This is a genomic window from Arthrobacter sp. B6, from assembly GCF_001663775.1.
GTDB lineage: Bacteria > Actinomycetota > Actinomycetes > Actinomycetales > Micrococcaceae > Arthrobacter.
On the sequence record NZ_KV467168.1, the window covers coordinates 2,010,286 to 2,024,626 of the forward strand.

Genomic DNA, 14,341 nt, shown 5'->3' on the forward strand with positions numbered 1-14,341 from the left:
CGGTTTAGGCGTCCTCTGGCCAGTCGATGTACTGCCCGTAGCCCTCATGCTGGCGGAGGTAGCCGGCGATGAACGGGCAATGCGGGATAATCCTTTTCCCGGAAGCCACCACGTCATCCAAGGCGAAGTGGGCCAGCACTTTGCCCAGGCCCTGGCCTTTGAACTCCTCTGCCGTCTCCGTATGGGTGAAATCTATGTGTCCTGGCTGGTCACGGAAAAACGACCGCACAGCCACCTTTCCGCCGACTTGCAGCTCATAGCAGTGGTGGGCGTCGTTGCGTGACAGCGAAACGTCGGGGCTGAACTCGTCCTCGGTGGAAATCATGTTCTCAGTCATGGTTCGACAGTGGCACTACTTGGCCCCGCTGGCAATGGCCCGCCCGGCTGGTCGCCGCGCGCCGCGTGCCGGCGCTCCCGCACCTGCTCCGGCACGTGCTCCGGAAGAGGCGCCGGCAGTTGCTCTGGCACCCGTCCGGGCATCCTGCCAAGCAGCAGCACAGCAAGCGCAAAGCACGCCGCTCCCCCGCCAAGGAGGCCCAGCGTGAGTCCGTTGAAGGCGGCATCCGCCACCGGCAGGAAGACCACGACGGCGGCAGTCACCACCGCGCCGGCGGGCCGACCGCGGGTGTGGGCGGACGCCGTCGGACGTTCCTCCAGCCGCCCGAAGGCGGCAATGACGGGAAGCAGCAGGCCCACCACGCCCACGAGCACCAGCGGCCGCGCCCACCACCAGGAGGCAGTGCCGGCGGCCGGTTTGGGAAAGTCGGTGAGCAGCAGGAGACCCGACATCGCCACGAGCAGGGGCAGGTGCCAGAGGTAGACCGTCATGGACCGGCGCCCGGCCACAGACACCACGGCGCGGACCCATCGCAACCCAGCAACCCAGCCGATCCCGGGACGGGCAAGCTGGAGGAAGGCCGCCTGGGACACGCCCAGCAGGAGCAGGCAGAGGTTGGGCGGATTCAGGTTCTCCAGCATGTTCCCGGAATAGAGGCCCAGCCCGGTCACGACGCCCAGCAGCAGGTTGGCCGCGCCGATCAGCCCCACCAGTGCGGAACGCGAGAGCCTGGCGAAATGACCGTCCGCCATCAGGAAGCCCAACTGCTGCACGGCGCACCAAAGGAAGACCAGGTTGGCGTAGGCCAGCAGGGGCAGCGCACCGCGGAAGCAGTCCACAGCCACCACCAGGGCCGCCAGCGCGCTGAGTGTCAGCCACGGTGCACGGTCATGGCAGCGGGACAGCAGGGGAACGTTCAGCTGCGCAGCGAGGTAGGCGGCCAGGAACCACAACGGCATGCCCGCGCCGGCCGTCATCAGCTGGATCACCTGGGGGTCAACGCCCAGAAGCAGGGCGGCCCAGAGGCCCAGGAACATGCACGCCAACAGCGCGGTGGCCGGGCGCACCAGGCGGAGGAGTCGGGCCTGGGCGAACTGGATGCCTGTGCCGCCCCTGGCCCTGAGCCGTCGCCAGGACTGCAGCCCGGTAGTTCCGCCCGTAACGAAGAACAGCGGCATCACCATAAAGATCCAGATGACGGGTACGAACCAGCCCTGTACCGCCAGCGTATTTTCGGTGGTCACGGTGCCGTCCCGGTGCAACACCGGACTCACCATCATGCAGTGCGCCACCACCACCAGCGCCAGGCAGAAAAACCGGACGAGGTCAATCACCAGGTCGCGTTCAATGTTCCACCTATTGGCGGGTCCGTGCTGCGGGGATGCCCCCTGTTCCTTCACACCACTCATGTGCGGCCCCTGGAAACGCTGATGTCGTTGTTAGCTCCATTGTCCGCCCGCGGCGTGGCAGGGGCCAGAATTCGGCGCCGGAATGCCGCGTCCCGTCGCGCGGAGGGCAGCAAGAGCCCGGCAGTCACGGCAACGAGGTCAGAATGCAACCGCCAGGAGTGCCAGTACGACGGCGAGCAGCGGCGTTGCGCCCTGGGTCGCGGCTGCACGGAGGTACTTTTTCCCGCTGAGGGCAAGCACCACTGCGGCCAGCAGCATGGACCCGCAGCAGCTGAGGATCAGGGTCCAGCCCACCACCGACTGCGCCGACCCCGCGGCAGCGAGCGCCACACAGCCGACGCCGATAAACGCTCCGATGGCCAGGAACAGGTTGTAAAAACCCTGGTTGTACGCGAGCGGCCTGGTGGTCTCGGCGTCTGCCTGGGATGCCAGTCCGAAGCGCTTCCAGGTGGCCGGCCTGGTCCAGGTGAGGGACTCCATAGTGAAGATGTAGACGTGCAGGGCGGCGGCAAGGAACGCAAAAAGTAGGGAGGCCAGGATCATGGCTCGATCCTAGCCTCCCTCCCCTCCTGGAGTTTTTGTCCACGTACGGCGAGTTGCGGGCCCCCAAAGTCGCCGTACGTGGACAAAAACTCTCAGCGGGTGAGCATGCCCAGCGCCGCAGTGGCGAATTCCCTGGCCGAAGTGTTCCAGTGACCCAACAGGCCCTGCAGGTTCTCGCCGTCCGCCCGGTGCGCCGGGAGCTGCTCCTGGAGCGTGGAGAGAACTCCGGTCCGGAGCTCGGTATTGAAGTTCACCTTGCCTACGTTCATGGCGGCAGCCTTGACCAGCTCACCCGCCGGAATGCCGGACGCGCCATGGAGCACCAACGGGATATGCGTCCGTACGGCGATGTCCTGGAGGACGTCCCATCGGAGCTGCGGCTCGCCCTTGTACTTGCCGTGCACGTTGCCCACGGCCACAGCAAGCAGCTGCGCGCCGGTCCGGGCCACGAAACCCTCCACCTGGGCGGAGTCCGTCAGCCCTGCCACTGAAACGCCTGCTTCGTCCGTGCCGAAGGCCCGGTCCTCGTCGCCGGCCAGGCCGCCGAGTTCGGCTTCGAGGACGACGCCGGCGCCGCCCTTTGCCTGCAGCAGCGAGCGTGCCGCCCTGACCAAGGAAATGTTTTCCTCATACGGAAGGGACGAGCCGTCCGCGAGAACCGAATCCGCCCCCGCGGCGACGGCGTCGGCCATCACCTTAAGATCTGAGGCGTGGTCCAGTTGCACTGACACTGGCACGGCTGCGCCGTCTGCCAGTCCGCGGAGCGCGGCGATCAGCCGCAGGCCGTTGGCCGTGGCCGCCGTCCTGGGCGCCACCAGCAGGATGACCCCGTGGCCCGCGTCCTCTGCTGCGCCCACAACAGCCAGTGCTGTAGTGAAGTCGTAGCAGGTGAACGCGGGAACGGCCGAGCCCTGCTGCAGGGCGGAAGTGACCAGGTGGTCCAGACGGGTGCGCATCAGACGCCCAGGCCTCCCACCAGGATCCAGACCAGGAACGTCAGGGCGAAGCCTGCCAGGCCCAGGACGGTGGTGAGTACGGTCCATGTCCGCAGGCCGTCAGCTACAGATAGACCCAGGTAGCGTGTCACGATCCAGAAGCCGGAGTCGTTCACGTGGCTCAGGCCGAAGGCACCGAAGCCGATGGCTATCAGAATGAGGGCGGTCTGCAGCGGTGAGAAGCCGCCGGCAGCCACGGAGGCGGCGAGCAGGCCCGACGTTGTAATGATGGCCACGGTGGCCGAGCCCTGGGATGCCCGGAGGATGGCCGCGAGGACGAACGCCATGACGATGACGGGAAGGCCGGCGGTCTGCAGGCCTTCGGCGAGCGCGGTGCCGATGCCGGATACGGTAAGGACCTTGCCAAAAACGCCGCCGGCGCCCGTTACCAGGATGACGATTGCGGTGGGCGCCAGGGCGGAGTCCATGACTTCGCCGGTGTGCTGCGAGGACCAGCCGCGGCGGATGCCCAGGAAGTAGTACGCCAGGCCGAGGGCCGTGAGGAGTGCAATCAGCGGGGCGCCCACAAAGGCAGCGATCTGGGCCGGCACCGAATCCTTGGGCAGGATGACTGCGCCGACGGTTCCCACCATGATCATGAGGATGGGAAGAACGATCAGCGTGATGATCATCGCCGGGCTGGGCGCGGTCTTGACCTCGGTCTTGACGGCAACATTGGAAGTGCCCTGGCCGGCTTCCTGCTCCACTTGGGACGTTCCGGAACCAAAGAGTCGGAACTGCTCGGCGGTGCTCGGAAGCATGGTGAATTCGCGCCGGTTCAGCTTGCGGGCAACGAAGTAGCCCAGGACACCGGCAGGGAGGCAAAGCGCGAGGCCGAGGATGGTGGTCCAGCCAATGTCAGCGCCCAGGATGCCGGCGCCGCCAACAACGCCCGGATGCGGCGGAACGACGACGTGGATTGCCAGCATGATGGCGCCCACCGGAAGGCCGATTTTGACCGGGTTGACGCCCGCGGCCTTGGAGAAGCCGTAGATGATGGGGATCAGGATGATGAATCCGACGTCAAAGAACACCGGGATGGCCAGCAGGAACGCTGCGGCCGTGAGGGCTGCGATTACGCGGCGCGGACCCAGCAGCTGGGTGAATTTTCCGGCGAGCGACTGGGCGCCGCCGGAGATCTCGATCATCTTCCCCAGCATGGCGCCGAGGCCCACCAGGATGGCGACGGATCCGAGGGTTCCGCCCATGCCTTCAGTAACGGTTTTGATGATGTCCGGCAGGGGAATGCCTGCTACCAGTGCCACTGAAACGCTGACTACAAGCAGGGCGAGGAACGCTGGAATCTTGAACTTGATGACAGCCACGAGCAGCAGGGCGACGCCTGCGGCTGCTATGGCCAAAAGAGCTAGTGCGCTCATGATGTGTCTCCTTTGACATCGCTAGTTAAGCCTAGCGAGCTGGTGGTACGACGACGGCGGAGGGGGACCGCCGTCGTCGGGCTTTATCCGGGTTGGAGTTTTTGTCCAGATCAGGCGACTTCAGGGGGTGGGAAGTCGCTCCAAGTGGACAAAAACTCCGGGTCAGGCGGTGCGTTTGGTGGGCGCAACGACCTTGATGACAGCGGAGTCGTCGGCTGCGGCGAGGCCCTGGGCCTGGCCCAGGAGGTAGAGCTGCTCCGCGGCGGCGGCAACGGGGGCTGCCAGTCCGGCGGCGCGGGTGGCCTTCCCGACGATGCCCATGTCCTTGACGAAGATGTCCAGGCGGCTGAGGACTTCAGCGCCTTCCTCCGTGTAGGCCTCCAAGATGCGGGGGCCGCGGTTGGAGAGCATAAAGGACCCGGCGGCGCCGGCTTCCAGTGCGGCCAGGGTCTTGGCCTGGTCAAGGCCGAGGGCGTCAGCAAGTGCCATGGCCTCTGCTGCGGCCGCAATGTGGATGCCGCACAGGAGCTGGTTGACGGTCTTGAGGGCCTGGCCGTCCCCGGGTTTGTCGCCCACGATGGTGAGGGTGGAGGCAAGAAGTTCCAGGACGGGGCGGGCCTTCTCCTGTGCCTCAGGCGTCGCGCCGACGACGATCAGCAGGTCACCCTCTCCCGCGCGCTTGGGGCCGCCTGACAAGGGCGCGTCCACGAGTTCGACGCCGTATTCCGCCAGCCGGGCCACGGTGGCCGGGATGGCTTCGGTGCCGACGGTGCTGCCCAGGATCACGACGGCGCCCGGCTCCAGCACGGAGGCCACACCGTTGTCGCCGAAGAGGACGTCGTTGAGCTGTTCGCCATTACGGACGGCGAGGAGCAGGGCGTCGGCGCCTTTCGCTGCCTCCCGCGCGGAGCTGAAGGTGTGGATTCCGGCTTCCGCGGCAAGCGCCAGGCGCGCCTCGGCAATGTCGAAGCCGTGGACCGTGAGCTGGCTGGCCAGGCGAGTGGCCATGGGCAGTCCCATGGCGCCAAGGCCGAGGACTGTGACTTTATAGTTTGCAGACATTGTTTTCTCCGTTGAATACGTGTGGGTAAGGAGCCGGTGCGGACTAGAAGGTGTTGCTGAGCTTTCGGGTGACCTGGGCGAGGGAATCGTCGTCGCCTACGTTTCCGGCAAACACGACGTAGGGAATGCCCTTCGCCGGGCCGTCCACAGGTTCCCAGAGGGAGACGATGCCCGGCAGCATGGGGCCCCGGACAATGGCGTGCCGGATTTCGAGCCCGTGCGCCGCCACGTCCGAGGACGTGATCCCGCCCTTGGCAATAACAAAGCGCGGCGGAAAGGTCTTGAGGGTCCGGTTCACCACGGCGACGACGGCGGCGGACACTGTGCGTGCGATCCGCAGGCTTTCGGCCGGGTCCGCGGTCTTGATGAGCAGCCGGCTGGTATGGACGATTGCATCGCCGCCGTGGAGCGCGTCAACTACGGTTTCCACCGTTTGGTCGAGGTAGGCATCCGCGCTTTCACCCAGCAGCTTTTCGACGTCGATTTCCACGATGCGGGCGGCGCTGTGCTGCTCAGTGAGTGCCTTGAGCTGACGCGTGGTGACACCCACATGCGAACCGACCACGATCAGGCCACCCGCCGTCGAGGGGGTGTTTCCGGCGTAGGCCTCGCTTCCGCTGAGCTCGGTGCGGATCTCCTGGCCAATGCGGGCACGGACGAACGGCGGGCCCACCCGGTACAGGAGGTTCTTGCCGCGCCGTTCGGCCTCCGCGAGGCCCAGGGACAGGGCACGGAGGTCATTCTCGGTGACGATGTCGGCCACGATGGGTGTGGAGTGCGCGGCGGGTGCAATGGCGTCCGCGATGGCGGTGGCGGTGACCTGCGGATCAGTCGAGGCGCGGATGGTGTTCAGGTCCAGCACAATCACGGACTCCGCGGCGAAACGGCCCAGTGACTTCTCCTCCACATACTTGGCCATCCCGGAATGTGTGAAGCCGAAGGTCGCGTCCCTGGCGAATTCAGTCTCCGATACCGGCGTGAGGAGGCCGGCGTCCTCGCCGGTTCCCCGCATGTAGTGCACGCCGCCGATGGTCACCCGGCCAGCGTCGGGGAAGGCGGGGACCAGCACCACGCCGTCGGTGTCTTCACCGCTGGCCTCAGTAACGGTGGCGGCGATGACGTCGGGCTCGAGCGGGTAGTGGCCGCGGAGGGTGGAATCGCTGCGGCTGACAAAACGGAGCCGGAGCGCGTCATCAGCTGCCGCGGCCAACGCGTTGCGAACTATCTCCGCGTTCCGGGCAGCTGCCTCGGCGGGATCCAGGCTGCGGGTGTTGGTCAGCACGTAAACTGCCGGTTTGGCCTGGCCGAAGGCCCAGGTGAAGTCCTCCACGTCCCAGCGGGTCAGCACGGGCAGGTCCGCAACGGACTGCGTTCCTGTGGGGTCGTCGTCGAGCACCACAAAAAGGGCGGGAGCTTCTGCGTTGGACGCGGCGAGGGCGTCGGCAACCAGGCTGGCTGGGATCCGGACCTCGGCCGGGAAGGCGGCCAGAATGTCTGCTTCAAGCTTCACTGTGCACTCCGTTGTGGATGTAATCGGCGGTGATGGCAATATCTGTAAGATGTCTGACATCTAACATTTATAAATAGTGTGGCACACCACATTCCAGCGCGCAAGTAGACTTGTCAGACATATTTGCCACGCGCGATCAGGGGAAAACATGGCACGGAAATCACTGGTGGACGTAGTCGCGGACGAGCTTTTGGACCGCATTATTGCGGGAGAATTCCCACCAGGAGCCAGCGTTCCAGGGGAGCTCGAGCTCAGCGCCAAACATGAAGTCAGCCGGATGACCGTTCGCGAGGCCATGAAAACCCTCGAGGCACAGCGGATCCTCAGCGTCGAGCGCGGCCGCGGCACCTTCGTGAACCCGCTCAACCGCTGGGCATCGCTGGAGGCAGTTCTGCGCGCTGCGTCCGAGGGGAAAAACGAGGCTGACGCCTCTGTGCAGCTCATCGAGCTCCGCAGGATGCTGGAGACGGGGGCCTGCGAACTCGCTGCCGGCAGGATTGGCGATGCTGAAATTCAGGCGCTTTATGAGTGTGTGGCGGCCATGCGTGCCGCCCATGAGGTTAATGACCTGCCCGCGTTTGTGGAAGCCGACCTGGCCTTCCATGACCTGATCCTGCACGCGTCCGAGAACGTTTTTGTGGCTGTACTTTTCGAACCGCTGCACCGCGTCCTGGCAAAGCGCCGGGCCGAAACATCTGCGGTGCCGGAGATCCAGGCCCACGCCATCGCGCACCACCAGAACATCGCGGAGGCCCTGGAATCACGCGATCCTTCCCGTTCCCGCGTGGCCATGGACAACCACATGCAGCAGACCCTGGACGACCTCAAGAACCTGGTGCTGGGCGCCCGCTAGGACTTCCCTTAGGCCCTGCGCCGGAGTTTTTGTCCATCTACGGCGCCCAAAAACGGCCTCAAGTCGCCATAAGTGGACAAAAACTCCAGAGCTGGGGCGACCTAGCGTGAAGGCGGGGCGGTGGTGCCCCGCACTACCAGTTCGGTGGCAACTTCCAGCGCAACCGGAGCCGCCGGCCCCTGCAGCTCGAGCTGTTCGGCCACGATGCCCACGGCCATGGACGCCAGCTGCGACAGTGGCTGGCGGACGGTGGTCAGCGGCGGCGACATCAGGGCAGCCTGCGCAATGTCATCGAAGCCCACAATGCTGACGTCGCCCGGAATCTTCAACGACCGCGCGGCGGCAGCGTTCATGACCCCCAGCGCCTGGAGGTCATTGGCCGCGAAGATCGCGGTGGGAGGCTCCGGCAGGTCCAGGAGGTCCCCGCCGTGGTGCACTCCCGACTCGATGCTGAAATCCCCGTCGCGCACCAGTTCAGGCAGGACCGGCAAGCCCGCTTCGTGGAGCGCGGCTGCATACGCCGCGTACCGGGCACGGCTGTGTCCGGAACCGTGGCCCCGGCCGGTGATGATGCCGATGCGGCGGTGGCCCAGCCCCAGCAGGTGTGCCACCGCGGCGAGGGCTCCGGAGAACGACGCCGGGCTGACGCTGGGGATTGTGAGCCCCTCAGTTCCTTCCGGATCCACTGCCACCGCAGGAATATTGAGGCTGCGCAGCGTGGTGACCAACCGGGATCCGCGCCTCGGAGCCAGCAGCACCACGCCGGCAAGCCGGTTGGCCGAGGATTCCCGGAGCTTCCGCCAGTTCTCGGCAGTGGCGTGCTCCGCCCGCGTGTAGACAATCGAATAGCCCAGCCGTGCCGCAGCGGCCTCGGCACCTTCCATGATCTCCAGCACCCAGGGGGAGTCGAAGTTGTTGACCACCAGCTGCAGCAGTCCGGGCTGGTCAGCCGGGACGTTCCGCTTGGTGTAGTCGAGCTCTTCAAGGGCCTGGCGCACCTTGGCCCGCGTGGCCTCGGACACGTGCGACCGGCCATTGAGCACTTTGGACACGGTGGGCACCGAGACGCCAGCCGCCGCGGCCACGTCTGCGATCTTAGGGCGCGGAGTGGCGGTCAAAGGTGCGGTCCTTGCGATCATCTGGAAGCGGTGGCGGCGAAATGCGGGGCGACTGCCCGGCGGACCGGCGCAGTCTCCACCCGCACGGGTCCAACGATAACACTGCCGCTTTCCTGGGAACCCAGCGGGGAGGCCGCAAAAAGGCCCAGTTCAGCGCCGATCCACTTGCCCTCCACCACCTTGAAGTTCCAGCCCTGCACTTCCCACGGCTCGCCCGGTCCGGTCCGCCACGCGAAGGTGGACCGGGGCGAGGCATCCGTGCGGATCTGGAGTTCTATCCGCGGACCAGTGAGTGGCACCTGGCGTCCTGGCCGCTCCTCGTGGGGGCCGTCCCCGCCGGTGCCACTTCCCAACACGTACCCGTCTGCGGTGCGGATGATGCCCAGCCAGGCGTACCGCTGCCCCAGGACCACGACGCCGGCCCGGGTACCCACCGGAACGTCGTCCAGTTCCAGCGTGGTGGTGAAGGTGGAGGGTGTGCCGGGCAGGATCTGGCCCAGCACATTGGGCAATTCGCGCAGGTTCACCGGGTCGTTGGCCTGGGGACGCAGGACCAGCTGCCCTCCCCCGCCCTGGAAGCACCAGGACTCGCGCGGATTCGCCTGCCAGTGCCATTGCGGCCCCAACCACGGCGAATCGAAGGTGTCGCTCGCCGGCGGTGCGACGTCTTCCGCGACAGTACCCACCGGATAGGGGTGGCTGGTCACGGGGGTTCCAGGGCCGCCGTCGTCCGCGGGTGTCCCCATCCACGGCCAGCCGTCGTCGCCCCAGCCCATCGGCTGGAGGTGGACCACCCTGCCGTAGGGGCCGCGGTCCTGGAAGTGCAGGAACCAGTCCTGGCCCTGGGGCGTGGTCACCCAGGCGCCCTGGTGGGGACCGTTGACGTCAGAGGTCCCCTGCTCCAGCACCGTGCGTCCCTCGTATGGGCCGAACGGGGACCGTGAGCGGAAGACCGACTGCCAGCCCGTGGCCACGCCGCCCGCGGGTGCGAAGATCCAGTACCAGCCATCGCGCTTGTAGAACTTGGGCCCTTCCAGGGTGGTGTAGCCCGGGAGGTCGGCGCCGTTGATGACATGCGTGCCGTGGTCCAGGAGGCGGCTCGCATCCGGGGCCATCCGGTGGACAGTGAGCCGGTTCTTGACGCCGATCCGGCTGTGCGCCCAGCCATGGACCAGGTAGGCCTCTCCGTCCTCATCCCACAGCGGGCACGGATCAATGATGCCGCGGCCGGCGTAGAGGAGATGCGGGGCACTCCACGGCCCTTCTGCCCGTTCGGCGCTCAGGACAAAAATGCCGTGGTCCGGATCGGGGTAGAAGATCCAAAAGCGGCCGTCGTGGTACCGGAGCGCGGGGGCCCAGACCCCGCTGCCGTGACGCACCAGGGAGTAGTGGCTGCCTTGGGGCAGCGCGGCGAGCGCGTGGCCCGCGTGTTCCCAGTCCACGAGGTTCCGGGACTTCAGCACGGGCAGCCCCGGCACCCTGTTGAAGCTCGACGCGATGAGGTAATAGACGCCGTCCACCTGCACGGCGTCTGGATCCGGCCAGTCACCGTTGAGGATGGGATTGGTATAGACGGGGGTGGGAGGCCGGGTTGTCATACTGTCCTGTCGGTTGAGCCGGGGGTGAGTCGGGGGTGCTGATGGAGGAGTTCAAGGGCGCGGGCAGGAGTCTTCACCACTCCGTCGTGGATCACGGCATGCAGGCCCAGGCTGAGCGGGGCGTGTGGGTAGACATACGCAGGTTCGGACCAGGCCACGGCCGGTCCGGCGCCCAGGTAGCCATCCGCGCGGACGAACCATGGAAGCAGGCGTCCGGCGTCCTGGGAGAGCAGGACACTGACTGGCCTGCCGTCGACCCGCATGGTGACCGAGAGCCAGGGCGACAACGAACCATGCGCGGCGGCGGCGCCGCTGCCGGTGCCGGAAAGGACAACCGGGTCACCGCTGCCGCAGGGAAACCGCCAGAAAATTCCGCCGTATCCGGCGCCTGCCCGGCCCTTGACGGCCGACGACGACACAGCCAGCCGCTGCACGTCCGCTGCCGGACGGATCACCGAGGACAGTGACAGGCTCCAGCTTCCGGGTTCCGGATGGGCAAAGTACTGGATGCGCCGCTGCTCGACGGCGAGCTCGTCACCTGCAGCCGAGCGCCAGGAGACACTGCCGGACTCCCCGGCCGTGTCCGCACCTGCGGATGAGTGCCATCCCTGTGGCAGCTGGGTTCCGTGATTTGCCAGGAGCCTGGGACCGCTTGCGGCCGTGAAGGTGGATCCGCCCCAGAAATTGGTTCCGTTGACGTCGGAGAATGCGACTGACAGGCCCAGGTGGTGGGGATGATCGTCCGGCCCGGCTTCCGTGACCGCTGCACCGGCGAGTGATCGCAGGGGGTGGAGGTAGGGGCGGGGCGCAATGCTTGCCGGCTCCCGCAGGTCGGTGCAGTGCGTGGCCAGCGGGTGGCCCTGGCCGGAAAGGCCGCAGGCCGCCGCGGCGGGCGGGGTATGGATGGCCAAGCAAACCTCCTGTGGGTGGCGTTTCCGGGGTGTGGGGATCAGCATAGCCACAGCAGAAATCTTCGGCAAGTAGTACAGAAAGTTTCTTTAATGTCGATCGATCGCAGTTTCAAATTTGTGTTGACAGTCACAGCATTTTCTTGCTAGAAATCGTTTACTCAAATGTTTTACCGCAGTTATGGCCCTTCGAGATTCAAAAGAGGGGTCCAGTGCCCGATTCTCCACCAGAAAGTTTCCTCGTTACAGCGACTCTCCTTTGGGGAGTTTCACCTCGTAGCCGGAACTAGCCCGATAAACCCGCCAGAGAGGCGTCATTCAATGAAGAAGACAACGACTACCCACATTCCGCGCAGGATCATCCTGGGTGCGGCACTGACGGCGGCCGGATTGGCCCTGAGCGGCTGTGGAGGGGCAACCTCCCCGTCAGCCGGCGGAGGCAACGTGGAGTTGAACTTCGTGTACTGGGGTGATTCCAACCGCGCCAAGATGACAGATGCCGCCATCAAGATCTTCGAAGAGAAAAATCCCGGCATTACGGTCAAGAGCGAATACCAGGACAGCGGCCCTTACGCAGACAAGCTGGCTACCCGCTTCGCCGGCGGCAATCCCCCCGACGTGCTGAACATGGCCAACCGCAGCTTGCTGGAGTATGCCCAGCGCGGCACGCTCGCAGACCTCAGGTCCATGCAGGAACTCGACCTGGCAGACATCCCGGACACCATCCAAAGTCGGGGTGAAGTGGATGGCAAGCTCTACGGCCTGGCCACAGGCGTGACCACCATCGGCATGGTGGTCAACAAAACCATTACGGACCAGGCCGGCGTCACCATCCCGGACGACAAGACCTGGAGCTGGGAGGACTACGCCAAGTTCGCCACCGAAGTCACGCAGAAAACGGAGGGCAAGGTATACGGGGCCGGTTATGACGTTGCCACCGAAACCGGTCCCATCCTGTTCGCACGGCAGCGCGGCGAGGACTTCTACACCAAGGACAATAAGCTCGGGGTCAGCGAGGAGACCATTAGGGAGTGGTTCCAGTACAGCGTTGACCTTCGCAATGCCGGAGGCTATCCGCCGGCAGGCTTCTTCGAAGCGATCGGCGGCTCAGCCGCCCAGTCGTACCTCGCCAAGGGAACCGTCGCCTCGCAGATCATTCCGATCAACAACTACAAGGCCTACAACGAAGCTGCCGGCGGCAACGTGGTCCTGCTCCGGATGCCCGGTGAAACCACAGAGGAACGCCGCGGCTACTCAGCGGATCCCAGCATGCTCTGGTCCATTGCTGCCAAGTCGAAGCATCCCAAGGAAGCTGCAAAACTGCTGAACTTCCTGATCAACGATGCAGACGGAGCTGCGGAAACGCTCACCCAGCGCGGGGTGCCCATTAATCCGGAAGTTGCGGACGCCATCAAGCCAAAACTCAGCAAGGACGACATCGCCTTCGTGGACATGGTGGCCGCCATCCAGGAAGACGACCTGGCCCCTGCATATGTGTACCCCAAGGGCGCAAGCGTTGTGGCCGACACCCTCAAGCAACTGGCCACCGAAGTCGAGTTCGGCCGGGTAACCCCTGCTGATGCCGCGAAGACCTTCCTGGAGAAGAGCAATGCCGCCATCAACAAGTAGTCGGCGCGCGTCCAGTTATCCCCACATCCAGATAGGAGCCTGACGCATGTCAGTGCTGACCAAGCAAGCCCCCGGCTCAGCCGCTGCGCTCGCGGAGCAGTCCGGCGGACAGCGCCGGCGGGGTAACTCCCGCCGTACCAACCAGCGTTCGGGCTATTTGTTCCTGCTGCCCTGGTTCATCGGGATGCTGTTCACGATCATTCCGTTCTTCGCCTCCCTCTACCTGGCTTTTACGGACTATAACCTCTTCACCGAGCCAAATTTCGTGGGATTGGCAAACTTCCAGGTGATGTTCGAGGACCCACGGCTCCTGCAGTCCCTGAAGGTGACGTTCATTTACACCTTTGTCTCCGTGCCCATCTCCCTGGCCGTGGCCCTGCTGATAGCCCTGGTGCTGAACCGCGGCCTCCAGGGCTTGGCGATCTACCGCTCCGTCTACTACCTGCCGTCCCTGCTCGGTGGCAGCGTCGCGATCGTCATGCTGTGGCGCTACATCTTCGGCAACGACGGCATTGTCAACGGCTTCCTGGGACTGTTCGGTATCCAGGGGCCGGCGTGGGTCACTGACCCGGAGTTCGCTTTGAGCACCCTGATCGTCCTGAACGTCTGGACGTTCGGGTCCCCCATGGTGATCTTCCTGGCCGGCCTGCGGCAGGTACCCGCCATGTACTACGAGGCGGCGTCCATCGATGGCGCCTCCAGGTGGCGCCAGTTCCGCAACATCACCCTGCCGCTGATCAGCCCCATCATCTTCTTCAACCTCATCATGCAGCTGATCGGCTCCTTCCAGACCTTCACCCAGGGCTATGTGATGAGCGGCGGCACCGGCGGTCCGGCAGATTCCACGCTGTTCTACAACCTCTACCTGTACCAGAAGGGCTTCACCGAATTCGAGATGGGGTACGCCTCCGCCATGGCCTGGCTGCTGCTGATGATTATTGCGATTTTCACGGCCATCAACTTCATCGCATCCAAGTTCTGGGTCTTCTACGACAATTAA

Annotated in this window: 13 protein-coding genes; 3 read left to right on the plus strand and 10 right to left on the minus strand. The window is 65.2% G+C overall.

Going from position 1 to position 14,341, the window contains the following annotated elements:
• Window positions 1–4: 4 nt before the first annotated feature.
• The 7 genes from AU175_RS08810 to AU175_RS08840 all read right to left on the minus strand — a co-directional run bounded on the left by AU175_RS08810 (window position 5) and on the right by AU175_RS08840 (window position 7,235).
• Window positions 5–337, minus strand: a complete 333-nt coding sequence (locus AU175_RS08810; protein ID WP_066287590.1) for a GNAT family N-acetyltransferase — start codon at window positions 335–337, stop codon at window positions 5–7.
• The gene (locus AU175_RS08815; protein WP_082979068.1) at window positions 334–1,746 is read right to left on the minus strand and encodes an acyltransferase family protein; all 1,413 of its coding nucleotides are present in this window, start codon (window positions 1,744–1,746) and stop codon (window positions 334–336) included. Before AU175_RS08815 ends, AU175_RS08810 begins: the two co-directional genes overlap by 4 nt.
• Before the next feature lie 138 nt (window positions 1,747–1,884).
• Window positions 1,885–2,289: a DUF1304 domain-containing protein gene (locus tag AU175_RS08820; RefSeq protein WP_066287592.1), complete on the minus strand. Its 405-nt coding sequence runs from the start codon at window positions 2,287–2,289 to the stop codon at window positions 1,885–1,887.
• A 92-nt stretch (window positions 2,290–2,381) separates the two neighbouring features.
• Window positions 2,382–3,245, minus strand: a complete 864-nt coding sequence (locus tag AU175_RS08825) for a class II fructose-bisphosphate aldolase (RefSeq protein WP_066287593.1) — start codon at window positions 3,243–3,245, stop codon at window positions 2,382–2,384.
• A complete protein-coding gene (locus tag AU175_RS08830) occupies window positions 3,245–4,663 on the minus strand; it encodes a GntP family transporter (protein ID WP_066287595.1) in 1,419 nt (472 codons plus the stop codon). Before AU175_RS08830 ends, AU175_RS08825 begins: the two co-directional genes overlap by 1 nt.
• Window positions 4,664–4,825: 162 nt before the next feature.
• A complete protein-coding gene (locus AU175_RS08835) occupies window positions 4,826–5,725 on the minus strand; it encodes an NAD(P)-dependent oxidoreductase (RefSeq protein WP_066287598.1) in 900 nt (299 codons plus the stop codon).
• A gap of 43 nt (window positions 5,726–5,768) precedes the next feature.
• Complete coding sequence (locus AU175_RS08840) at window positions 5,769–7,235, minus strand: four-carbon acid sugar kinase family protein (RefSeq protein ID WP_066287600.1); 1,467 nt, start codon at window positions 7,233–7,235, stop codon at window positions 5,769–5,771.
• A gap of 148 nt (window positions 7,236–7,383) precedes the next feature.
• Between AU175_RS08840 and AU175_RS08845 the strand changes: the two genes are divergently transcribed.
• Entirely contained in the window at window positions 7,384–8,088 is a 705-nt protein-coding gene (locus tag AU175_RS08845; protein ID WP_066287602.1) for a FadR/GntR family transcriptional regulator, read from the plus strand.
• 101 nt (window positions 8,089–8,189) lie between these two features.
• On the opposite strand, the gene AU175_RS08850 is transcribed toward AU175_RS08845, so the two are convergent.
• Genes AU175_RS08850 through AU175_RS08860 form a run of 3 tightly spaced genes read right to left on the minus strand, consistent with a single transcriptional unit; the run spans window position 8,190 to window position 11,715 of the window.
• Window positions 8,190–9,206 (minus strand): LacI family DNA-binding transcriptional regulator, encoded by a 1,017-nt coding sequence (locus tag AU175_RS08850; RefSeq protein WP_231938499.1) that lies wholly within the window; start codon window positions 9,204–9,206, stop codon window positions 8,190–8,192.
• A 17-nt stretch (window positions 9,207–9,223) separates the two neighbouring features.
• Complete coding sequence (locus tag AU175_RS08855; RefSeq protein WP_066287606.1) at window positions 9,224–10,804, minus strand: glycoside hydrolase family 43 protein; 1,581 nt, start codon at window positions 10,802–10,804, stop codon at window positions 9,224–9,226.
• Window positions 10,801–11,715, minus strand: a complete 915-nt coding sequence (locus AU175_RS08860) for a PmoA family protein (protein ID WP_066287609.1) — start codon at window positions 11,713–11,715, stop codon at window positions 10,801–10,803. Before AU175_RS08860 ends, AU175_RS08855 begins: the two co-directional genes overlap by 4 nt.
• Window positions 11,716–12,033: 318 nt before the next feature.
• Here AU175_RS08860 and AU175_RS08865 point away from each other — a divergent pair, with 318 nt between their 5' ends.
• Window positions 12,034–13,341: an ABC transporter substrate-binding protein gene (locus tag AU175_RS08865; RefSeq protein WP_066287611.1), complete on the plus strand. Its 1,308-nt coding sequence runs from the start codon at window positions 12,034–12,036 to the stop codon at window positions 13,339–13,341.
• 46 nt (window positions 13,342–13,387) lie between these two features.
• Window positions 13,388–14,341 carry a carbohydrate ABC transporter permease gene (locus AU175_RS08870; protein ID WP_066287613.1) on the plus strand — a complete coding sequence of 318 codons (954 nt, stop codon included), beginning with the start codon at window positions 13,388–13,390 and terminating at the stop codon, window positions 14,339–14,341.

Excerpts from the sequence above, each read along its gene's own strand:
- AU175_RS08820 (WP_066287592.1), bottom strand. The coding sequence starts at position 2,289 with ATGATCCTGGCCTCCCTACTTTTTGCGTTCCTTGCCGCCGCCCTGCAC.
- AU175_RS08855 (WP_066287606.1), bottom strand. The coding sequence starts at position 10,804 with ATGACAACCCGGCCTCCCACCCCCGTCTATACCAATCCCATCCTCAAC.
- AU175_RS08825 (WP_066287593.1), bottom strand. The coding sequence starts at position 3,245 with ATGCGCACCCGTCTGGACCACCTGGTCACTTCCGCCCTGCAGCAGGGC.
- AU175_RS08845 (WP_066287602.1), top strand. The coding sequence starts at position 7,384 with ATGGCACGGAAATCACTGGTGGACGTAGTCGCGGACGAGCTTTTGGAC.
- AU175_RS08835 (WP_066287598.1), bottom strand. The coding sequence starts at position 5,725 with ATGTCTGCAAACTATAAAGTCACAGTCCTCGGCCTTGGCGCCATGGGA.
- AU175_RS08810 (WP_066287590.1), bottom strand. The coding sequence starts at position 337 with ATGACTGAGAACATGATTTCCACCGAGGACGAGTTCAGCCCCGACGTT.
- AU175_RS08815 (WP_082979068.1), bottom strand. The coding sequence starts at position 1,746 with ATGAGTGGTGTGAAGGAACAGGGGGCATCCCCGCAGCACGGACCCGCC.
- AU175_RS08865 (WP_066287611.1), top strand. The coding sequence starts at position 12,034 with ATGAAGAAGACAACGACTACCCACATTCCGCGCAGGATCATCCTGGGT.
- AU175_RS08830 (WP_066287595.1), bottom strand. The coding sequence starts at position 4,663 with ATGAGCGCACTAGCTCTTTTGGCCATAGCAGCCGCAGGCGTCGCCCTG.
- AU175_RS08870 (WP_066287613.1), top strand. The coding sequence starts at position 13,388 with ATGTCAGTGCTGACCAAGCAAGCCCCCGGCTCAGCCGCTGCGCTCGCG.